This window comes from Citricoccus sp. NR2, from assembly GCF_027594385.1.
Classification (GTDB): domain Bacteria; phylum Actinomycetota; class Actinomycetes; order Actinomycetales; family Micrococcaceae; genus CmP2.
Genome location: NZ_CP115154.1, coordinates 2,177,243 through 2,197,818, shown reverse-complemented (window position 1 = coordinate 2,197,818; position 20,576 = coordinate 2,177,243). Strand labels below are relative to the sequence as shown.

General features: G+C 60.8%; 20 protein-coding genes. 7 read left to right on the top strand and 13 right to left on the bottom strand.

Annotated features, from left to right (window positions below):
- Positions 1-6: 6 nt before the first annotated feature.
- The 3 genes from ruvA to O1A05_RS10280 form a co-directional block, all read right to left on the bottom strand.
- Entirely contained in the window at positions 7-642 is a 636-nt protein-coding gene (gene ruvA / locus O1A05_RS10290) for a Holliday junction branch migration protein RuvA (RefSeq protein WP_270105121.1), read from the bottom strand.
- 128 nt (positions 643-770) lie between these two features.
- Positions 771-1,400: a crossover junction endodeoxyribonuclease RuvC gene (gene ruvC / locus O1A05_RS10285; RefSeq protein WP_270105120.1), complete on the bottom strand. Its 630-nt coding sequence runs from the start codon at positions 1,398-1,400 to the stop codon at positions 771-773.
- Between the two features lie 4 nt (positions 1,401-1,404).
- Complete coding sequence (locus tag O1A05_RS10280) at positions 1,405-2,163, bottom strand: YebC/PmpR family DNA-binding transcriptional regulator (protein WP_270105119.1); 759 nt, start codon at positions 2,161-2,163, stop codon at positions 1,405-1,407.
- A gap of 124 nt (positions 2,164-2,287) precedes the next feature.
- Between O1A05_RS10280 and O1A05_RS10275 the strand changes: the two genes are divergently transcribed.
- A complete protein-coding gene (locus O1A05_RS10275; RefSeq protein ID WP_270105118.1) occupies positions 2,288-4,303 on the top strand; it encodes a M3 family metallopeptidase in 2,016 nt (671 codons plus the stop codon).
- On the opposite strand, the gene O1A05_RS10270 is transcribed toward O1A05_RS10275, so the two are convergent.
- On the bottom strand, positions 4,300-5,592 hold the full coding sequence (locus O1A05_RS10270; RefSeq protein ID WP_270105117.1) for an alpha/beta hydrolase family protein: 1,293 nt from the start codon (positions 5,590-5,592) through the stop codon (positions 4,300-4,302). The two genes, O1A05_RS10275 and O1A05_RS10270, sit on opposite strands and share 4 nt — an antisense overlap.
- A 177-nt stretch (positions 5,593-5,769) precedes the next feature.
- Here O1A05_RS10270 and msrB point away from each other — a divergent pair, with 177 nt between their 5' ends.
- The 4 genes from msrB to O1A05_RS10250 all read left to right on the top strand — a co-directional run bounded on the left by msrB (position 5,770) and on the right by O1A05_RS10250 (position 10,451).
- Positions 5,770-6,228 carry a peptide-methionine (R)-S-oxide reductase MsrB gene (gene msrB, locus O1A05_RS10265; RefSeq protein ID WP_270105116.1) on the top strand — a complete coding sequence of 153 codons (459 nt, stop codon included), beginning with the start codon at positions 5,770-5,772 and terminating at the stop codon, positions 6,226-6,228.
- A 68-nt stretch (positions 6,229-6,296) separates the two neighbouring features.
- Positions 6,297-6,893 (top strand): DUF3000 domain-containing protein, encoded by a 597-nt coding sequence (locus tag O1A05_RS10260; RefSeq protein WP_270105115.1) that lies wholly within the window; start codon positions 6,297-6,299, stop codon positions 6,891-6,893.
- Positions 6,894-8,153: an HRDC domain-containing protein gene (locus O1A05_RS10255; protein WP_333482015.1), complete on the top strand. Its 1,260-nt coding sequence runs from the start codon at positions 6,894-6,896 to the stop codon at positions 8,151-8,153.
- A 126-nt stretch (positions 8,154-8,279) separates the two neighbouring features.
- On the top strand, positions 8,280-10,451 hold the full coding sequence (locus O1A05_RS10250; protein WP_270105114.1) for a 3-hydroxyacyl-CoA dehydrogenase NAD-binding domain-containing protein: 2,172 nt from the start codon (positions 8,280-8,282) through the stop codon (positions 10,449-10,451).
- 72 nt (positions 10,452-10,523) lie between these two features.
- Here O1A05_RS10250 and O1A05_RS10245 read toward each other — a convergent pair whose 3' ends face one another.
- Genes O1A05_RS10245 through O1A05_RS10230 form a run of 4 tightly spaced genes read right to left on the bottom strand, consistent with a single transcriptional unit; the run spans position 10,524 to position 13,048 of the window.
- A complete protein-coding gene (locus O1A05_RS10245; RefSeq protein WP_270105113.1) occupies positions 10,524-10,892 on the bottom strand; it encodes a PLD nuclease N-terminal domain-containing protein in 369 nt (122 codons plus the stop codon).
- On the bottom strand, positions 10,889-11,863 hold the full coding sequence (locus O1A05_RS10240; protein WP_442867686.1) for an aldo/keto reductase: 975 nt from the start codon (positions 11,861-11,863) through the stop codon (positions 10,889-10,891). Before O1A05_RS10240 ends, O1A05_RS10245 begins: the two co-directional genes overlap by 4 nt.
- A gap of 47 nt (positions 11,864-11,910) precedes the next feature.
- Positions 11,911-12,408, bottom strand: coding sequence for a hypothetical protein (locus O1A05_RS10235; protein ID WP_270105111.1), 498 nt, complete (start codon positions 12,406-12,408; stop codon positions 11,911-11,913).
- A gap of 31 nt (positions 12,409-12,439) precedes the next feature.
- The gene (locus O1A05_RS10230; RefSeq protein WP_270105110.1) at positions 12,440-13,048 is read right to left on the bottom strand and encodes a TetR/AcrR family transcriptional regulator; all 609 of its coding nucleotides are present in this window, start codon (positions 13,046-13,048) and stop codon (positions 12,440-12,442) included.
- 106 nt (positions 13,049-13,154) lie between these two features.
- Between O1A05_RS10230 and O1A05_RS10225 the strand changes: the two genes are divergently transcribed.
- Both O1A05_RS10225 and O1A05_RS10220 read left to right on the top strand, forming a co-directional pair.
- Complete coding sequence (locus O1A05_RS10225; protein ID WP_270105109.1) at positions 13,155-13,520, top strand: hypothetical protein; 366 nt, start codon at positions 13,155-13,157, stop codon at positions 13,518-13,520.
- The gene (locus O1A05_RS10220; protein WP_270105108.1) at positions 13,499-13,978 is read left to right on the top strand and encodes a CPBP family intramembrane glutamic endopeptidase; all 480 of its coding nucleotides are present in this window, start codon (positions 13,499-13,501) and stop codon (positions 13,976-13,978) included. Before O1A05_RS10225 ends, O1A05_RS10220 begins: the two co-directional genes overlap by 22 nt.
- Before the next feature lie 19 nt (positions 13,979-13,997).
- On the opposite strand, the gene acnA is transcribed toward O1A05_RS10220, so the two are convergent.
- From acnA to dut, 5 genes are all read right to left on the bottom strand, one after another.
- Positions 13,998-16,697, bottom strand: coding sequence for an aconitate hydratase AcnA (gene acnA, locus O1A05_RS10215; RefSeq protein WP_270105107.1), 2,700 nt, complete (start codon positions 16,695-16,697; stop codon positions 13,998-14,000).
- 179 nt (positions 16,698-16,876) lie between these two features.
- Positions 16,877-18,244 (bottom strand): class I SAM-dependent RNA methyltransferase, encoded by a 1,368-nt coding sequence (locus O1A05_RS10210; protein ID WP_333482014.1) that lies wholly within the window; start codon positions 18,242-18,244, stop codon positions 16,877-16,879.
- Positions 18,245-18,467: 223 nt separating this feature from the next.
- Positions 18,468-19,181, bottom strand: coding sequence for a DUF3159 domain-containing protein (locus tag O1A05_RS10205; protein WP_270105105.1), 714 nt, complete (start codon positions 19,179-19,181; stop codon positions 18,468-18,470).
- Positions 19,181-19,879, bottom strand: coding sequence for a DUF3710 domain-containing protein (locus tag O1A05_RS10200; RefSeq protein WP_270105104.1), 699 nt, complete (start codon positions 19,877-19,879; stop codon positions 19,181-19,183). The genes O1A05_RS10205 and O1A05_RS10200 overlap by 1 nt, the downstream gene beginning before the upstream one ends.
- A 129-nt stretch (positions 19,880-20,008) precedes the next feature.
- The gene (dut, locus tag O1A05_RS10195; protein WP_270105103.1) at positions 20,009-20,461 is read right to left on the bottom strand and encodes a dUTP diphosphatase; all 453 of its coding nucleotides are present in this window, start codon (positions 20,459-20,461) and stop codon (positions 20,009-20,011) included.
- Positions 20,462-20,576 lie beyond the last annotated feature (115 nt).

Sequence of the window (20,576 nt, the reverse complement as noted above, 5' to 3'; positions counted from 1 at the left end):
CTTGGCTCACCGGCTACCTCCTGTACTGCGGTCGCGACCGAGCCGACTCAAGGTGGCTCTGAGAATACGTGCCACATCCTGGGTTTCAGCCAGTTCGGGCTCATCTCGGACGGTGGTCTCAAGTGCTTTCTGAGCATCCTTGTCGTTCCAGCCCAAGCCGGTCAGGCCGCCGACGACCTGGTCCATCCATTCTTGGCCTGCAGGCGAGGTGCCTTCTGAAGCTGCCGTCGGAGGCGCTTCAACCGGAGTGAGCTTCCCGGAGAGCTCCAGGAGAATGCGGCGTGCGCCTTTCGGCCCGATACCGGAGACCTTGGTGAACGCTTTTTCGTCGTCATGGGCCACCGCCCAGCGAACAGCGTCCGGTGCGTGAACAGCCAGGACCGCCAGAGCGGTACGGGGGCCGACTCCCGAGACACCCATCATGATCTCGAAAATCTCACGCTCGTCCGTCGTAGCGAAGCCGAAGAGCGTCATGGACTCTTCTCGAACGATCATGGAGGTCAGGACTCTGCCCTGCTCCCCTTCCCGCAAGGTCGCCAAGGTTTGTGGAGTCGCTGAGAACAGATAGCCAATCCCGGACACGTTCAACACGGCCTGGTTCAGTCCCACGTGCTCGACTGTGCCCGTCAGCGATGCAATCACCGTTGTCTCCTCTGTGTCCGTCACTTCGCTCGCTGGCAACACGGATTTGTGGTGCCACGTTCGATTCGCCACTCACAGCTTAGAACATTATTCCGATAAACATGAGGAGCGCGACCTGTGTCAGCGCGTCACCGGCTTCCGCGCTTTTCAGCAGCCAACCATGCCTGCTGGGCCGGGGTCAGTGAACCCGTCTTGTTCGCGGTCGGGAATTTGGAGGAGGTACGGCGGCTCGTCAGCTTTCCGGTGTCGAGCCCACGACCGTAGAGTCCGCCGCGCCAGGCATGGGCCACGGCCAACGCAATCGCATCGGCCGCGTCCGCCGGACGTGGTGGCTCGGCCAGCCGCAGAATACGCGTCACCATCGAGGTGATCTGATTCTTGTCAGCGTTACCGTTACCCGTCACCGCCGCTTTGACTTCGGAAGGAGTGTGCAAAGCCACGGGTACCGAGCGGCGTGCAGCCGCGGCAATGACAACACCGGAGGCCTGAGCGGTCCCGATCACGGTCGGAGTGTTGTTCTGCGCGAACATTCGCTCCACAGCCATGTGGTGGGGCGCGTACTGATCAAGCATCGATTCCACCGCCTGATCGATCACGGCCAAACGGTTACCAATCGCCTCGGTATTGGCGGAGCCCACGACTTTAACGTCTACCAAGGTGGCGGATCGGTTCTGCGCAATGTCAACGACGGCAAGGCCACATCGAGTGAGCCCGGGATCCACCGCAATGACCCGAAGTGGAGATCCGGGTTCACGCATATTTTCAGTCGTCCTTCTCGAGCTCCGCCATGACCTCGGGGCTCAGGTCAACGTTGTCGTACACGCTCTGGACGTCGTCCAGATCCTCGAGGGCATCCGCCAGCTTGAGGAACGTGCGAGCATCCGAGGCATCCAGCTCGACATGCATGGTAGGTACGAATTCCACTTCATCCGTGTCGTAGTGAATGTCTGCGGCATCCAGGGCTTCCGCTACGGCACGCAGATCTGAGGGATCCGACATGATCTCGAAGTTGCCACCCGACTCGACGACCTCTTCGGCGCCTGCTTCCAGGACCGCCATCAGGATGTCATCCTCGGTCTTGCCTTCAGCGGGCAGGCGAACCACGCCCTGCCGATTGAAGAGGAATGCCACCGACCCAGGGTCGGCGATGGTGCCACCATTGCGCGTCACCGCAACGCGTACATCGGAGGCAGCCCGGTTTTTGTTGTCGGTCAAACACTCGACCATCAAGGCAGACCCGTTGGGTCCACGCACTTCGTAGATGATCTCGGTGTAGTCGATGACCTCACCGGTTAGACCCGCACCGCGCTTCACCGCACGGTCAATATTGTCGTTGGGAACGGACTGCTTCTTGGCCTTATTGATAGCCAGGTCCAGGGCTGGGTTACCAGCAATATCAGCACCGCCGGCGCGTGCCGCCACCTCGATCGCTTTGATGTACTTAGCGAAAGCCTTAGCCCGCTTAGCGTCAATTGCAGCCTTTTTGTGCTTGGTCGTGGCCCATTTGGAATGCCCAGCCATCTACGCTCCTTTATGCCGCCGACGCCGGAAGTCCCGTGCCGACCGTTCGTGCAGAATCTGGATTCCAGTCTAGTGCCTGAGAGGACTATTGACGGTGATCCCATCCACACGAAACAGTATGGTCATGTCGAACCCCCTGCTACAGCAGTCTGAGTTGCCCTACGGCCTCCCCGATTTTCGCGCCATCAGCGATCAGGATTTTCTCCCAGCCTTCCGTGAAGCCCTCGATGAGCATCAGCGGGAGATCCGAAAAATCACCGCGTCCCCGTCCCCGGCCACGTTTGAGAACACCTTCGTCGCGTGGGAGCGTTCCGGACAGCTTTTGCGGTGGGTCAGCGCGGTGTTCTTTACGGTGCTCCCCGCGGATCGCACCGCCGCTCGTAGTGAGATCGCCGCCGTGATCGAGCCGACGTTGGCCGGACACTGGGACGCTCTCTACCTGAACGAAGAGCTATATCGCCGGATGAACGGCGTAGACATCGACCAGCTGGATGGAGAAGAGCGCTCCCTTGCAGACCACGTTTTGCGCCAATTCCGACTCCATGGCGCCGAGCTGACCAAGACCAACAGGGTCACGCTCGCTGACATCAACACGCAGCTGGCTCGGATTGGCGCCGCATACTCGCAAGCCATGATTGCGGGAAACACTGCGCAAGCCCTTCTGGTCGAACAAGAGGATTCCCTGGCTGGTCTCTCTCAGCAAGAGAAGGATGCCGCGGCCGAAGCAGCCCAACAAGCTGGGCACTCGAGCGGTTGGCTCCTCGAACTCTCGATGTTCACCTCCCAGCCGCTGCTCGCTCGACTGGAAGATCGCGAAACTCGTCGCCGTCTTTACGAAGCAGCATGGAATCGCGGCACCGCGGGTGAACACGAAACGCTCTCCTTCGCTCGCCAGCAAGCAGGACTCCGTGCACGCAAGGCTGAACTTTTGGGATTCAAGAACTTCGCAGAGTATGCGCTGGAAGACCGTACTGCTCCCACTGTGGAAGCAGTCTGGTCCCTGATCGAGAGGGCGCTGGAACCGGCCATGAGGAATGCCCGCACCGAACGCGACATTCTCCAGCAGCGTGCAGGATTCGAACTTGAGCATTGGGACGTCCCGTTCTATTCCGAACAGCACGCTGATGAGTGTTTCTCCGTGAGCACCGAGCGGCTACGTCGCCATTTCGAGCTGGATCGAGTACTGAAGCACGGAGTTTTTGAGGCTGCTCATCGTCTCTACGGAATCACTTTTCAGGAGCGATCCGACCTCCACGGATATCTTCCCGACGCCCGTGTGTGGGAGGTATTCGACCACGATGGAACCGCAATCGGACTGTTCCTCGGCGACTTCTACACCCGCCCCACGAAATCCGGTGGCGCATGGATGAATTCCATCCGTGTCGGGTCGACGGAATTCTCCGAGCAACCGATCGTCGTTAATAACCTCAACATTGCCCGACCTCACGCCGGTGATCCGACGTTACTCACCCTCGATGAGGTCACCACCCTCTTTCACGAGTTCGGACACGCGCTCCACGGACTCTTTGGACGGGCAAGGTTCGCTTCGCTCTCTGCGACCCAAGTGCCTCGAGATTTCGTCGAGTTCCCCTCACAGGTCAACGAAATGTGGATCCAGCATCCCGAGCTGCTCAGCGGTTATGCTCTCGACGTTGATACCGGCGCACCACTGAGCCAGGACATCTTGAACGCGCTCGACGACGCCGCACTGTGGGGTGAGGGCCTACGGACCTCGGAGTATCTCGCCGCCGTCATTGTGGATTTGGCGTGGCACAGCATCGGCCCCGATGAGGTCATCCCAGACCCGGAAGCCTTTGAGAAGAAAGCCCTGGCATCGCGAGGAATCGACGATTCGCTCGTCGCCCCGCGCTATCGAAGCAGCTATTTCAAGCACATTTTCGCTGGCGGAGGCGGATATGCGGCTGGCTACTACTCCTATCTCTGGGCAGAAGTGCTGGATGCCGATGCAGTGGGTTGGTTCAACACCAACGGGGGCCTATGCAGAGACAACGGGGATCATTTCCGAAACGAGCTACTCTCTCGAGGCAGTGTGCGGGATCCGCTCGAATCGTATCGTCAGTTCCGCGGGCGGGATGCCGAAGTAGAGCCGCTGCTGTCCCGCCGAGGTCTGCTCGATTAGACCGGAGCGTCCTGCGCTACTTCAAGTGCCTGCATTCCTGGCCGCGGAGATGAGAACGTGGACTTGAGCCATACACGTACAGCGGTGTCCCAGCGTTCCGGGTCCACGTTCCATTCGCGAGTGTGGCGAGCCTGAGTGAATCGAACAAAAGTCACCAGGCTTGGATTCTTCTGTGCCAGCTGCAGGCTGGGACCGACAGGTACATAGGTGTCGTCCTCTGAATGAAGGATCAGGGTGGGAACGCGCAGCTGATCAGCCCGTGATACCCAGTCCATGGTTTTGAGATCCACCGGCGCCGCCAATCCCGTGATGCGGCGGCCGGCACGAGAGGTGATCATATACTGCCCCAGTCGACCCACCGCCTCCGGTAGCCGATTCAGCCGGGCTTGATGAGCCAGAACGTCAATCCAATTGATCACCGGACCAGACAACACCAGCGCGGCTACGCGCGGAGCGAGTTTCGAGCGGTCGGTCAGTTGCAGACAAACGGCGGCACCCATAGACCAGCCGAAAAGTACGATCTCGTCGGCGCCGTGGTCCAGCGCATACTGGATAGCGGCTTCCACATCCCGCCATTCAGTGGCGCCCAAACCATACTTGCCGTCGTCCGCCGACGGAGCTTCTCCATCATTACGGTAAGAGATCAACAGTGAGGTCATTCCCATGGCGCGTGCCGTAGCAATGGCGCGAATGCCCTCGGGACGTCGTGCCCCACGCCCATGCACCATGATTGCCCAGGTGTTTGCACTCACGCTGACCTGGTCTTCATGTACATGTCGCCCACCAGCTTCCGGGCGGACCAACCATGCCGGCGCCGAGCCACGTTCCACCGGGATGGCGACGTCTTCGGCGTCGAATCCCATATCGGCGGGGGTCGGGTAAATGAAGCCTGTCCACCGGCCTCGCAAAGCGTTGGCCAAGTCGCCGCTGTAGACCTCTTCAACCACGCGTTGCACGGTTCCATCCGCGGGATCAAAGCTGGTGATGCGACCAATGCGAGCCACACCGCGGCCGCCGTCGAACACCAAGGAATAGGTTCCGGGGACGGTGGTCTCCTCCGTCGCGGGCAGGATGATCTCCTGGCTGTGCGCCACGTTCTTCACGCTGACAACGGCCAGAATCTCCAAGTCCTCGGCGTGATTTTTGACCGGGGTGACCACGGTTCGAGCGAAGACCGAGGCCAGCCCAGAGATCGTTCCGGCTACCAAAGACCCCACCACGACACCGGCCGTCGCCGCTGTAGTCGACCACCTCAACACCGGCGCAACCTCTTCAACGGTGCGACCCATATGACGGGCGACTTTCCGAGCGCTTCTTCCACTCAACAGTTTCGTCACCTTCGGTTGACCCTTCTGACCCATACCCATCATTCTCTGCATCCCGTACCAATTTTTCCAGGCCCGACCTTTCACACCATCAACACATGACCCACGGAACAAATTCACCGGATTCATCGTTGTTCAGGTGTGAGCAATGATTCAGACACCCCAGCAGACCTTCGACACGTCTCCGATGAGGAATGGCGCCAGCGACTAAGCCCCGCCGAGTACAGCGTCTTGCGTCAAGCCGGAACCGAGCGTCCCTTCACCGGCGAGTACTGGGATGAAGAAACCGAGGGGGTCTACGCCTGCCGAGCCTGCGGCGCTGAGTTGTTCCGATCGCAGGAAAAGTTCGATGCCCAATGTGGTTGGCCGTCGTTCTTTGCCCCCTTGGCCGAAGACCGCGTCGAGTACATCGAGGATTCCAGTTTAGGGATGCGTCGCATCGAGGTGCGTTGCGCGAACTGTGCTTCGCATATGGGACACGTTTTCCAGGGCGAAGGGTTCCCCACCCCGACGGATCTGCGCTATTGCATCAATTCAGTGTCCCTTCGTCTGGAGCCAGCTACATCCGCCCGAGGAAACACTGATAGCCAGATTTCTTAAACACTCAGGAGGACGTCGGTGCGGCGCGCCGCACCGGAATCCTTCAACTAGGGGTTTAACCTCGAGATGTGACCGTGATCAAGTCCTTCACACCGAGCGTTGCGGACCTGCCCGAGCCCTTCCGGCGAGCACTCCGCGGAATCCGTCAAGCCAGCATCCGCAATGAAGTGGTGTTGCACGAGATCCCAGCACCCAAACGGTTGGCACCCTACGCGGTCGCCCTCGGTGCCCAAGTTTTCGAAACGATCGGCGGCCCCGAACTCGCCACCGGACGGTTCATTCTGCTTTACGATCCAGCTGGCTCAGAGGTCTGGCAGGGAGCGTTCCGTGTGGTCACCTACATCCGCGCCTCGCTGGAGTCGGATGTCGGCACCGACCCGATGGTGGGAGCTGTGGCCTGGACGTGGCTAGTCGAAGCATTGGAAAATCACCAAGCCGACTACGATCACGCTGGCGGGACGGCCACTCGCGTGCTCTCCGAGAGCTTTGGCGGGCTAGCCACTCAGCCAGATACCATTGATATTGAGCTCCGCGCTTCCTGGACACCCGGGAGCCCGGAAGCTCAGGATCATCTCGAAGCCTGGGCCGATATGGTCTGCGCCTTCGCCGGATTGCCACCGGTGCCTGAGGGGGTCACCGCAATGCCACGTATCCGAAGGACCTGAATCATTTCGTCTCGCAACGACAACACCGCCACCTCAGAAGCAGCACCGAAACCTGAACTGGTCACCCGGCCAAAAAGTGGCACCCCCTTTATTACCGATACTTTTTCTGAATTAGAACGTTGTGCCCAAGACCTGGCAGCCGGGCACGGCCCGGTCGCCATCGACGCCGAGCGAGCATCAGGTTTCCGATACGGCCAACGGGCGTTCCTCATTCAGATCAAACGCGAGGGTTCCGGGTTGTGGCTCATCGATCCCGAGGCCTTCTCTGATCTGCGCATCATCCATGATGCGTTGCGTGGCGTTGAATGGATCCTTCATGCCGCAACACAAGATCTCCCCTGCCTCGCAGAAGTCGGGATGTGGCCCGACCGACTCTTCGATACCGAGCTGGCCGGTCGCCTGGCAGGATTCCCCCGCGTGGGGCTCGCGGCACTCTTGGAGAACAAGCTCAACCTGACCTTGGCCAAAGAACACTCGGCCGCGGATTGGTCGGTCCGTCCACTACCAGCTGATCTGCGCGACTATGCTGCGCTAGATGTTGAGTTCCTCGTCGAGCTCCGTGCCGCCATGGTCGAAGAACTAACTCAGCAAGACAAACTCGCTATTGCCGAGGAAGAGTTTGCCGCTATTCGGAAGCGCCCACTGCCGGAGCCCCGGAAGGATCCTTGGCGCAGGACCTCTGGAATCTCCTCGATTCGCACACCGGAAAAACTCGCCATTGTCCGTTCCCTCTGGACTGCTCGCGAAAATCTCGCTGAATCCCGTGACGTCGCTCCGTCACGTCTCATCAAAGACCAAGCCATCATTGCCGCAGCTACCGCAGAGCCGACGACAGTCCCGCAGTTGCTCAAACTTCCGGCGTTCGTGGGACGTGCCGCATCCAAAGAAGCCCCGCGATGGTTGCGCGCAATTCGCGAAGGACAGCGGCAGGCCGAACAGCCCGACGAATTGCCCGCATTGCGCGTCCATTCAACCACGCCGCCTCCCCCACGCGCTTGGTCGGATCGAGACCCGTTGGCCGCACGACGTTTGCAGACAGCGCGCTCATGGATCGGGAGGGCTGCCGAAGCGAACAACATGCCGACGGAGAACCTCCTTACCCCAGCGACTCTCAAAGAAATCTGCTGGCGGCCCCCGGCCAACATCACACCCGATTCAGTGCGTCATCATCTCGTTGAGTTAGGCGCGCGAAATTGGCAGGTGGAGATCGTCTCCCCCATCCTGACGGTGGCACTACTCGACCCAGATCCACTCGACTGATTTTCCTCGCACCCTGCCCACGCTCGTCTCGTTGTGTCTAAGAACACAGAACTTTGCGATACGGTGGAAGGTGCACGTCGTACTGACGAGTACACTTCACCATCGATTGATGCGCAAGGGAGAAGCATGCCCACCGAGAACACAGACCGGTTCAGCGAATTCGAGTATGTCGCGGCAGAATTCGCCGACGAGATCATCACCCACTCCGTCGTCACGGACATCGAGCTCCCCGAGAACCTCGGCCGACTGGCCCTCATCACCCTGGACAATAACGCTGGCCCCAAGCGGCCCACCACCCTCGGTCCCGGGACCTTGATCGAATTCGGGCGCGCCGTCGATGCTCAGGCAGAACGAGCCCGTGCCGGAGAAATCGTCGCCCTGGCACTGATTGGAAAGCCGGGATTCCTGGTCGCCGGGGCCGACCTCGGAAGCATGAAGTCCGTCTCGGACCCCAAGCTCGGCGAAGCCATGGCGGAGCTAGGCCACGCGGCCTACGACGGCCTGCTGGACTTTCCGGTTCCCACCTTCGCTTTCATCAATGGTCTGGCTCTCGGCGGCGGCCTGGAAATTGCTCTGGCCTGCCAGTATCGCACCGTTTCCACGCACGCCAAGGCACTGGGGCTGCCGGAGGCATACCTAGGCCTCGTCCCCGGCTGGGGAGGCGTCTTCCAGACACCGTATTTATTGGGTCCGGAGAACGCGCTCACCGTCATGATCAAGAATCCGCTGAACAACAACCGTACGCTCAACGGCAAAGCCGCATATGAAATCGGCTTAGCAGATGCGCTCTTCGACGGCGGCGATGATCCGTCCACGACCGCTCCGTTCCTCGACGCATCGGTTGCTTGGGCCACCCGAGTGCTACAGCAGGACGCCGAGACCATTGAAGCGCTAAACTCTCATCGCGACCATGATTTCTCCCCCGAAGCCTGGGATCGAGCCCTCGCCGAAGGACGCGCCATTGTTGAGGCGAAGACCGGCGGTTACGTTCCCGCTCCCGCCGAGGTCATGGACCTGTTCGAAGCAGCCCGCACCTCCACCCGTAAAGAATCAGCGAAGGCCCAGTGCGCGGCTCTGTCAAAGCTGATCGCCAGTCACGAATTCGCCAACACCGTCTACGCGTTCCTCGACGTCGTGCAGAAGCGTAGCAAGCGGCCGGCTGGGGCGCCGGATCCTCAACTGGCCCGCCCTCTCAAGAAGGTCGGGGTGGTCGGTGCTGGTCTGATGGCCGGTCAGTTGGCCCAGGTCTTCGCAACGCACCTGAAAGTTCCAGTAGTGATGACCGATCTGGATCAGGAGCGCGTGAATCGTGGCGTGGCCGCTGTGCGGGCCAACTTCGAGAAACTTGCGGCCAAGGGTCGCATCTCTGCAAGCGACGCCGAACAGCTTGCCTCGTTGATATCTGGGTCTGTTTCCCAAGACGTCTTCTCCGATGCCGACTTCGTCATCGAGGCGATCTTTGAGGAGATCGAACTCAAGAAGAAGGTGCTGCGCCAGTTGGAGACGATCGTGTCGCCAGAGTGCATTCTGGCGTCCAATACGTCGTCGCTGTCGATCACCGAAATGTCATCCGCTCTGGAGCACCCGGAGCGCATGATCGGCTTCCACTTCTTCAACCCCGTTGCCGTCATGCCATTGGTTGAGTTGGTTCGTGGACCAGAAACAACCGAGGAGGTCTTGGCTACCGGTTTCGCCACAGCTCAGAAACTGCGTAAGACGGCTGTGTTGGTCCACGATGCACCGGCCTTCGTAGTCAACCGCATTCTGTTGCGCATGATGGGCGAGGTGCAGAACTCCTTCGATGAAGGCACCGACGCCCACACCGCCGATCACGCATTGGATCCCATGGCGCTTCCCATGACGCCGTTCACCCTGCTGGCCATGGTCGGCCTCCCCGTGGCACAGCATGTCACCGAATCACTCAACACGGCCTTCGGCGATGAACGGTTCCCCGTATCTCCGAATATTCAGCGACTCATCGATGGTCAGAAGACCGCGATCTGGGCCAAGGATGATGCCTCCTCTGACGACAAGACGGAGACCATCCCTGCAGAAACCATGGATCTCATGAGCTTCGGAGATTCCCCCCAGTCCGCTGAAGAGCTGCTCACCCGGGTTCAGGATGCACTGGCAGAGGAAATCGGCTTGATGCTGGATGAAGGCGTCGTCGCCGATCCAGAAGACATCGACCTGTGCATGATCACCGGTGCTGGCTGGCCCCTGCATCTAGGCGGCATTACGCCTTACCTGGATCAGGCGGGCGCCTCAGAACGAGTCAATGGGCGTACGTTCCACTAAGCGATAGCACGCTCCCGATACGACGCGGGCTCCGACTGGCAAGTTTTCCAGTCGGAGCCCGCGTTCTTTCAGCTACCGGATCTGCTCCCGCCGAACCGCATCACCCCGTTTAAGCTCATCGTCAGAAGTCCGTTGCAGATCACGAAAGCTCTTTCGCGCGAGATTGACGCGCTTTGTGCGGTCATTCGGGTCCCAGTCTGGTTGCTCCTGGCGACGGCGGGGGTAGTACCAGTACCGCCACCACAACCACACCGCTGGCCCAACCAAGGGCAACACGAAAATGGTGGCCACCCAGATCAGGCGACGCTGGGAATCAAGCGGTGATCTCAGCAGCGAAATCACGGCTACGATCACCAGCACCACAAGTGCCACTCCGACCGCCTGAAGCAGGATTTCCAGACCGGTCGGAATCAAGGGTCCAGGAGCGGTGGTAGCGATCAAAACAGTGCGACCTTTGGTTGGGACGGAAAGAGCTCGTCCAGCTGCTTGCGTTCATCCTCATTGGGAACCCAGCGGACAGCCTGCGCATTCTGCTGAACCTGTTCAACGCGAGTAGCTCCTGCGATCACCGATGAAACGGGTTCCTGTGCGGCCAGCCAACTGAGGGCGAGGTCCACTTCCGTCAACCCTCGCACGCGCGCGAACTCCCCGTAGGCGGCCAGCTGGTCCAAGTCCGCACCGGTCACCATCTCAGTGCGAACGCGCGAGAGACGGGTGCCTTCCGGCGCAACGCCCTGGGAGTACTTACCCGTGAGCAGGCCATTAGCCAACGGGAAGTATGGCAGCACGCCTAGTCCATATGCTCGAGCTGCCGGAAGCACCTCAAGTTCCGCTCGCCGATCCAGAAGGTTGTAGTGGTTCTGCGCCGAAATAAAACGTTCTGTGCCCAGCGCGCGGGCCACGTATTCGGCTTCCGCGATTTGATAGCCGGCGCGGTTCGAATGACCGATGTAGCGGACCTTCCCGGACTGCACGAGTGCGTCCAAGGCGGAGAGAGTCTCTTCAATGGGGGTCTGCGGATCAGGAGTGTGAAACTGGTAGAGATCGATCCAGTCAGTCCCCAATCGCTTCAGGGACGCTTCGACGGCCTTGATGATGTATCGGCGCGATCCTCGAGCACCCCAGTCAGGCCCGTTGCTGCCCTGCATGTCCATCCCGAACTTGGTGGCTAGCACCACGTCGTCACGGTGACTCCCGAGCGCTGTACCCAAGCGTTCTTCGCTGAGGCCCGGCGTAGATCCATAGATGTCCGCCACGTCGAAGAGGGTAATCCCAGCCTCGAGTGCGGCGCCGACAACCTCGTTCGTTCCGTTTTGGTCTTCGGTGTGTGTGCCGGGACGCCCAAGATTATTGCATCCCAGCCCGACGACGGACACGGTGAGGCCGGAAGTACCAAGGCGGCGATATTGCATGGTCATGGGGTGCGATGTCGCTTTCTTTGAGAAGGCAGTAACTGAGTTCAGCCGCGAGCTACGGTGATTTTCGACAGCTGGACTCCGGCCGTTTTGGCGGCGGCCGGAATCTCGGCCTCGGCCTTCCGCGCGTGCACGGCCGCAATCAGCAGCTCAACCGCGTTGTCGGCCGGTCGGGTCTCCTGTACTTCGCCCAGTCCGCGCCATGCTAGACGGTGAGTCATCTCGGTCTCGAGTTTCCGAAGCAGAGTTTCTTCTACAGATGTGGGCGTGGAACCTTTGAGGCGGTAGCTCACCGTCAAGAGCTGATGGTCATCTTCCGTGAGCTCTCGGTACCCGTCCTCGATGCACTGCGCCGAGAATCCGGCGAGTAGTTCTTCGCCAGCTTCCGAGTCGATGTTGCTCTCAACTTTCGTGGTGCCCGGTTGCCCCACAGCACCGAAGTGAACGACGAACTCGGCAACAGCCTCGTCGTACCAAGCTTCACGATAATCAGTAGCGCGTGCGATCTCTTCAGAGAAACGATACGTGCGGACAATACTCACTGGGGCTCCTGTTCGATGGGTTCGGTCCAGTCTATCCGTCGGCCGGCGCCCCACGCGTCGCCCCGGTGCCGTGGTGGCATTTGATGCCCAACCCTGTGAGCAGGGCCGTGAACTGCATGCCAAGATCAGGCTGTACACGTGCCGCGATCAACGGAAACTGCTCACGTAGAGCTTCGGCCTCTAGGAGGGCATCCGTCCCACTGGCCCAACCGCCGCTGTTCAAGGCGGCACTGCCGAAGAACCACCCCATGATGGCGTCATGCGCGTCGCGGCGACTGATGGTTGCTTCTGCGCATAGCTCCATGACCGTCTCGCTGAGTTGAAAGGAGTGCAGGCCCAACACGGGAGCATGGAACATCAAGGCCAGCGTGCCAGGCTCGGCATAGAGTCGTCGGGACCGTTCCATGAGTTCTCGCAAGGCGCAATGTGCACAGTCGCGCGCGAGCGTATGAGGTTCTAGACGACCTAGCCGATCATCACCCAGTTCATGCCAGAGCTCCCCCAGATTCTTGAAGTAGGTGTAGATAGCGTTCGCCGCAATGTCCAGACGTTGAGCGATCATGCGCAACGACACCGATTCGATACGCCCCTTCTCGATCAAAAGCTCATCCGCTGCGCGTTTAATCCGTTCACGATCCAAGTCACCTCGTGGACCTCGTTTGGTCACGTTTCGCCTCCTCGACTCTTGCCAAAGCGTAGACCCCACCTTAGATTGTACAGCGTACAAATGGATCCAGGAGGTCATCATGACTACGTCGATTCCATCCCCGCGTCCAGTACGCGAATCCATTACCTACATCCTCTGTGCCACCGTGGCTTCAACACTCGTGGCGTCTCCCATGCTCCTCGGATGGTTCACGGGTGAGCTGTCCGGGCTGCTCATTCCCGTCGCGCAGCTGACACCTTTCGCCGTCGGTCTCATCTTCTTTCTGTTCTGGCGGCCCGCTTCCTTCGCGAAAGTATTCGCATTGCGGTGGAACGGCACGTGGTGGGGATTGCTCGTGGGATTCTCCGCCGTGATCGCTATTTCTGCCGTTCAGCTGCTCGTCGTCTCGTCCTCGGTTGGCAACCGCGCCCGCTGGACACGATCGTGGTTGCGCTCATCGCGGTGATCCCGTTTTGGTTGCTCCAGTCGGCGTTTGCGGTCGGGGAAGAATGGGGCTGGCGGGGCTGGCTGGTATCTCGCACCCAGGAGTTGCCGGTGGCCCGGGTGTGCGTGATTTCTGCCGTGGCGTGGACCGTCTGGCATCTTCCAGCATTGCCTTTAATCCTGCAGGATGCCCCGATCGAGGTTGGCGTCGCGTATTTGGCGTCGATTTTCTCCTGGGCTCCGGCGCTGGTGGTGCTTCGGCTCGTAACCAACTCGGTGTGGCCGGCCGTTTTTGTCCACGGTGGACTCAGTAGCCTGAGGGTCTTCATTCTCCAGTCCGTGGCCGAGTCGGGCGGGGTCAATTGGAACGTGGAAGCGCTCGGTTGGATCCTCTGGATCGGAGCTGCCGTGGTGATGTGGAAGCTGGGAAACATGAAGCGGGCCCGAGACTCAGCTCGGGCCCGCTTCAGTGAAGGGTGATCAGTAGTCGGTCAGCCGATTAGGAAGCCGCGATCTGACGCAGAACGTACTGCAGGATACCGCCGTTGCGGTAGTAGTCGGCCTCACCGGGGGTGTCGATGCGGACGACAGCATCGAACTCGGTGACCTTGCCCTCGGGGTGCGTCGCGGTGACCTTAACGGTCTTCGGCGTCTTGCCCTCGTTCAACACGGTCACACCGGTGAAGTCGAAGGTTTCGGTACCGTCGAGACCCAGGGACTCGGCGTTCTCTCCTGCAGGGAACTGCAGGGGCAGCACGCCCATACCAATGAGGTTGGATCGGTGAATTCGCTCGAACGACTCGGTGATGACGGCGCGCACGCCCAACAGCGCGGTACCCTTAGCAGCCCAGTCACGCGACGAACCGGAACCGTATTCCTTGCCACCGAGCACCACCAGCGGGGTGCCGGCCGCTTGGTAGTTCTGAGCAGCGTCGTAGACGTAGGCCTGCGGTGCGCCGTCCTGCGTGAAGTCGCGGGTGAACCCACCTTCGACGCCGTCCAGCAGCTGGTTCTTGATGCGGATGTTCGCGAAGGTACCGCGGATCATCACCTCGTGATTACCACGACGGGAACCGTAGGAGTTGAAGTCCTTGCGCTCCACACCGTTCTCCAGGAGGTAGCGCCCTGCGGGAGTGTCCGACTTGAAGGAACCGGCCGGGGAGATGTGGTCGGTGGTGACCGAGTCGCCCAGCTTCAGCAGGACGCGTGCGCCCTGAATGTCGGTGACAGGTTCCGGCTGGTGCTTCATGCCCTCGAAGTATGGGGGCTTACGCACGTAGGTCGACTGGTCATCCCACTCGAAGGTCGCACCGGTGGGGGTCTCCAGGGACTGCCAGCGCTCGTCGCCATCGAAGATGGTCCCGTATTCCTTGGTGAACATCTCGGTGTCGATCGAGGCATCAATGATCTTCTGCACCTCGGTCGGGTCCGGCCAGATGTCTTTCAGGTACACGTCGTTGCCGTCAGCGTCCTGGCCCAGAGCATCGTTCTCGAAGTCGAAGTCCATGGTTCCAGCCAAGGCGTAAGCGACCACTAGCGGCGGCGACGCCAAGTAGTTCATCTTCACGTCCGGGTTGATGCGGCCTTCGAAGTTACGGTTACCCGAGAGCACCGAAGTCACCGAAAGGTCGTTGTCCTGGATGGCCTGCGAAATCTCGGACTCCAGTGGACCGGAGTTGCCGATGCAGGTGGTGCAACCGTAGCCGACGACGTTGAAGCCGAGGCCCTCGAGGTACGGGATGAGCCCGGACTTCTCGTAGTACTCGGTAACGACGCGGGAACCGGGAGCAACCGAGGTCTTCACCCATGGCTTGGACTTCAGGCCCTTGTCCACCGCGTTGCGGGCCAGCACAGCAGCGGCCATCATCACGGAGGGGTTGGAGGTGTTGGTGCAGGAGGTGATCGAGGCGATCGAAACGGCACCGTGGTCGAGCTCGAACTCGCGGCCGTCTTCCATGCTGACACCAACCGACTTGGAAGGACGACCTGCGCCCAGTTCGTCGGTGTCGGCGTAGTTGTGGATGTCCTTGCGGAACTGTTCCTTGGAGTCGGACAGCTCGATGCGGTCCTGAGGACGCTTCGGACCCGAGATGGACGGAACCACGGTGGACAGATCCAGCTCCAGGTACTCGGAGTACTTCACCTCGACCGAAGGATCGTGCCACAGGCCCTGTTCCTTGGTGTAAGCCTCGACCAAGGCCAGGTTCTCTTCGGAGCGTCCGGTCAGGCGCAGGTAGTCGAGGGTGACCTCGTCGATCGGGAACATCGCGGCGGTAGAACCGAACTCGGGCGACATGTTGCCGATGGTCGCGCGGTTCGCCAACGGCACGGAGCCAACGCCTTCACCGTAGAACTCGACGAACTTGCCGACCACGCCGTGCTGACGCAGCATCTCGGTGATGGTGAGCACCACGTCGGTGGCTGTAGCGCCGGACGGGATGGAACCGGTGAGCTTGAAGCCAACCACGCGAGGAATCAGCATGGACACCGGCTGGCCGAGCATAGCGGCCTCGGCCTCGATGCCGCCCACACCCCAGCCCAGAACACCCAGGCCGTTGACCATGGTGGTGTGAGAGTCGGTGCCGACACAGGAGTCAGGGTAGGCGCGCAGCACGCCGTCGACCTCGCGGGTCATCACGGTGCGCGCCAGGTACTCGATGTTGACCTGGTGGACGATACCCATGCCCGGAGGCACGACCTTGAAGTCATCGAATGCGGTCTGACCCCAGCGCAGGAACTGGTAGCGTTCGCCGTTGCGCTCGTATTCGATCTCCATGTTGCGCTCAAGGGCGTCAGCGGTGCCAAAGTTGTCGATCTGGACCGAGTGGTCGATGACCAACTCTGCCGGTGCCAGCGGGTTCACTCGCTCCGGGTCACCGCCGAGATCCGCGATGGCCTCGCGCATGGTCGCCAGGTCGACGACACAGGGCACACCGGTGAAGTCCTGCATGATCACGCGAGCGGGGGTGAACTGGATTTCAGTGTTCGGCTCGTCGGCCGGGTTCCACTGTGCCAGTGCCTGGATCTGCTCCTTGGTGACGTTGGCACCATCTTCCGTGCGCAACAGGTTCTCCAGGAGAATCTTCAAGGAGTAAGGAAGGGTCTGATAGCCCTCCACTTCCTTCAGCCGGAAGATCTCGTACTTGGCGCCGTTGACGTCGAGGACGCCCTTGGAACCAAAGCTATCAACAGTCGTCACAGTGGACTCCTCTTCCCGCCCTCATCAGGGCGCTTAGCCTTACGTGCGTGATGACCCGCTACGTCCCCTCAACGCAATGCGCGAGTCAATCGCGGCGTTATCGGTGCGGTGCCGTCTGATCTGTGGGCTCAGAGCACACAGACCAGTGGCCTCCACAACATTCTAACCAGTTTCTGGAGTCATTCTGCGCGCGTGAACACGGCAACTGACTCCATGTGATGTGTGTCGGGATACAGATCGTAGACATCCGCTGAATCCAGCGACCATCCAAGTTCCCCCAGCCACCGCGTGTCGCGGGCGAAGGATGCGGGGTCGCACGAAACGTAGACGATCTTGGTCGGTGCCAGCTGATGAATCCGCTGCACCGCTGCCTTTCCGGCGCCGGAGCGTGGCGGGTCCAATACCACCGTGTCCACGGAACGACCGTCCAAGCCGCCCCGGTTGAGAGGCGCCTCGGAACGATTGATCCACGAGCCGACCACACGGTCCGTGCGGCCGTTCAAGACATAGGCCTGCGGGGTCGAGTGCAGGTTCCTGCGCGCGTCGCGGCTGGCACCAACAGAAGCCTCGACGGACAACACACAACCATCTTCACCCACGGCGTCAGCCAGGAAAGCCGAAAATAGGCCGGCTCCGGCGTAGAGGTCGGCAAGCACTTCTCCTGGTTGGGGCGACGCGGCCGCCATCACGGCGTCAACCAGCGTTGCGGGTGCTTCACGGTGGACCTGCCAGAATCCGGGGCCACTCACGCGGAAGGTCTTGGAGCCGTATTTCGCACTCGCAACGACTTCCTTGACCCAGGTACGTCCACGCAACCGGGTCAATTCGATGGGGCCGCCGAGTTTTTCCGATTCCAAGGCGACCACGGCCGAAACGGATTCGGGATAGGTGGACAGCTGTTTTTTCCACCGCTTCATGCACTCATTGAGCCGAGCGTCTTGTGCGGCTGTGTCCTTCGACGGAATCACGATGATCAGGGCTTCGTCACCCGTCGAGGGGGTGGCTACCTCAACACGATCCGCGCCGGTGAAATCAATATCCCAAAGGTGCAGGTCATCCAGGGCAGATACCGCCAGCGGGATGTTCCGCACGGGAATGGTCGTCATGCTGCGGTGCACGTGCATAGCGATGCGACCGCTGGAGGTCACAGCGAACGCGTTGCGGGTGCGCCAGTGCAGACCCGTCGGTTCGTCGGATTCGAGTCCGCTAACCCCGGCCTCGACCGTTTGCTTGCCAATGCGCGACAATGTGTCTCGGAAGACATGTGCCTTCAGTCGACGCTGATGTTCCAAGACGATGTGGCCGTATTCCGCCCCACCAATGGGTTGACGGCCGGCGTGGTAAGCGCGCAACGAATCCGCGAGCTTCCACTGGTGCGAGCGACGGAATTCCGAGGCTCGGATAATCTCGACGACGTCACCGCGCCAATACCGGGCCTTGTCACCGGTCTCGGTGAGCTGTGCGACGACGATCTCCCCCGGGATCGCGTGGCGCACGAAAATGACCCGTCCTTCGTGTCGTGCGACGCAGTGTCCTCCATGCGCCATAGGTCCGACTTCAACCGTCACCGTCTCAGGTGCTATCACTCCTGTGAGGTCTTCCGGAAGGTCAGCCTGGGCAGCTGACCGGATGGTGCTTGTCATACGCTACTTTCTCCTGCCACAACAACGGAAGGAACGGCATTGCCCAGTGTCTCCCCCACTCCTACACCGTTCCAGTGACAAGTCTACTAGCAGTTGTCCAACCCGAGAATTCGGGGCTTCGCACCCGTCAACTGGAGGGGCTTTGCTCCACTTCAGCCGCCTGTTGGTCCTTCGCCGTGGGTCGGGACACCATCCAAGCCAGCCACAGTGCCATCGCATACAGCGGGATGCCCATCAGCAGTCGCGCAGTGCCCAACGCGACGAACTCCCCAGCGAAGTACAGCGGCAATTGCACAGCTAGTCGCGCCACGAACATGGCAACGATGAACCCCGTGGCCACCTGGTAGCTGCGCCTACGTCGCGGTTGCTGGCGCCAGGCCACACCTTCAGAACGCAGGAATCCGAAAATGAGCCCCATCAGCGGCCATCGCGCGATCATTGAGATGATCATCGCAGCACCATAGATGGCGTTGGTGTAGAAACCGGGAACGAAATAGTCTTCGGCGTCGCCCGTGAACAGTGCGACAGCAACACACAGCACCACACCGGCCAGCCCGGTGAACGCCTGCAGTGGTGACTGGCGTTGGATCAGCCGGGCAATGGCGAATACCACGGCGATGGCGGTGGCGCCGATTCCAGCCGCCCAAATGTCCTCGACGAGAATAAACGCGACGAGGAAGACCGCCGAAGGCAACACCGATTCCACGAGTCCGCGCCAGCCGCCGATCGAGGCCATCAGGTCAAGCTGGCCGTCATCGTTGACGGAGGCGCGCCGACTCAATTGTTCAGCCACGGAGAGCATCTGATCAGGACGCTCGTCGTGGGGCTTGTCCTGTCTCACTAGCGAATCTCGGTGATCTCAGGCCCGCGCTTCGGCATCGGTGCCGCACTCTTCGGGGCAACGGTCTCGGCTTCGCCTTCGGCGTCCGGACGCCGTACAGGCTTCATGTTGGCCGGTGGGGTCAGCGGCAGCAGCTCTCGCGGCGGCAAGGGGGTCTCACCGCGATGAACGACCAGTTGCGCGAACATGTCCTCCAGCTCAGCAGCTGCTTCGTCACTGAAGGCTGCCTTTCCGCCGAAGACGCCGCGCACAAACCAGCGGGGGCCGTCGACGCCGATAAAGCGAGCCACCCGCCAGCCGGCCTTGCCGTCGGGCATGGCGGCGGGGATGCGGGCGAGCACCTCGGTGCCGAAGCGGCCCTCTTTTTCTCCGGCCTGAGCGCCGTCATTCTTCTTGATGGACTCGACAATTTCGGCGCGGATCTCATCCCACAGTCCGGAGGTTCGAGGCGCGGCGAAGGCCTGCACCTGCAAGGTCGACTGATTCGAGGTCAGCGTGACTCCGATGATCCGCTTGCTCGATTCTTCGACGTCCAGACGCACCGGCACTTGGGCGCGCACCGGAACCTTCAGCGCACCGAGGTCGAGCAGACCTTTGACGTCGGGACGCGTACTGCGGTCGAACGGACCCTCCTGTGCCGGAGTCTCGGCCGTGTCTTCCGTCTCCTGCAGGTGACGCAGGTTCTCAGGCAGAGACACCGTCTCAGCTTTCACATGGCGATTTCGCCCGAAGAGCATGGCGTGATTCTCCCGTTTCTGTGGTGCATTCGCTCGCGATAGTCGTTGCCCAGCCTAATACAGGGCGTTGAGCACTCCCTGGCCGAGGCTTTAGCTGGTGACGAAACCGCCGGTCGATCCGAAACCGCCGTCGCCGCGCACCGACTCCGAGAGTTCCTCAACCGGAGTGAAGGAGGCTTGGAGCACCGGCTGGATCACCAGCTGGGCGATGCGATCGCCGCGGCGCAGGGTAATGGCCTCGTTGCGGTCCGTGTTCAGCAGCGGCACTTTGATTTCACCCCGGTATCCGGCGTCAATAGTGCCCGGAGAATTCACCAAGCTCAGCCCGTGACGCACGGCCAGCCCGGAACGAGGATGAATCAGCCCGACCAGACCTTCCGGGAGGGCGATCGCAATACCGGTGGGCACCAGGGCGCGCTCCCCCGGTGCCAAGACCACGTCAACGGTGGTGCGCAGGTCAGCACCGGCATCACCGGGCAGGGCATAGCTGGGCGGCTCGATTCCGTCGTCCAGCATCTTCAGCTCCACGTGCACCTTTTCCATCTCGGGCCTCTCTTGCATCCACTCTCGTCTCGGCGACTGACTGCCAAGCTTTCCGGTCAACCGTGGACACTCTATCGCCTCTGCTGGCCGCCTCCGGCTTCCATCGAGACTCGAT

Coding starts and splice junctions, on each gene's coding strand:
- O1A05_RS10280 (WP_270105119.1), bottom strand. CDS start 2,163: ATGGCTGGGCATTCCAAATGGGCCACGACCAAGCACAAAAAGGCTGCA.
- O1A05_RS10210 (WP_333482014.1), bottom strand. CDS start 18,244: ATGGCGCATGGAGGACACTGCGTCGCACGACACGAAGGACGGGTCATT.
- dut (WP_270105103.1), bottom strand. CDS start 20,461: ATGGAAAAGGTGCACGTGGAGCTGAAGATGCTGGACGACGGAATCGAG.
- O1A05_RS10240 (WP_442867686.1), bottom strand. CDS start 11,863: ATGCAATATCGCCGCCTTGGTACTTCCGGCCTCACCGTGTCCGTCGTC.
- ruvC (WP_270105120.1), bottom strand. CDS start 1,400: ATGCGTGAACCCGGATCTCCACTTCGGGTCATTGCGGTGGATCCCGGG.
- O1A05_RS10250 (WP_270105114.1), top strand. CDS start 8,280: ATGCCCACCGAGAACACAGACCGGTTCAGCGAATTCGAGTATGTCGCG.
- O1A05_RS10225 (WP_270105109.1), top strand. CDS start 13,155: ATGACTACGTCGATTCCATCCCCGCGTCCAGTACGCGAATCCATTACC.
- O1A05_RS10275 (WP_270105118.1), top strand. CDS start 2,288: ATGTCGAACCCCCTGCTACAGCAGTCTGAGTTGCCCTACGGCCTCCCC.
- O1A05_RS10270 (WP_270105117.1), bottom strand. CDS start 5,592: ATGGGTCGCACCGTTGAAGAGGTTGCGCCGGTGTTGAGGTGGTCGACT.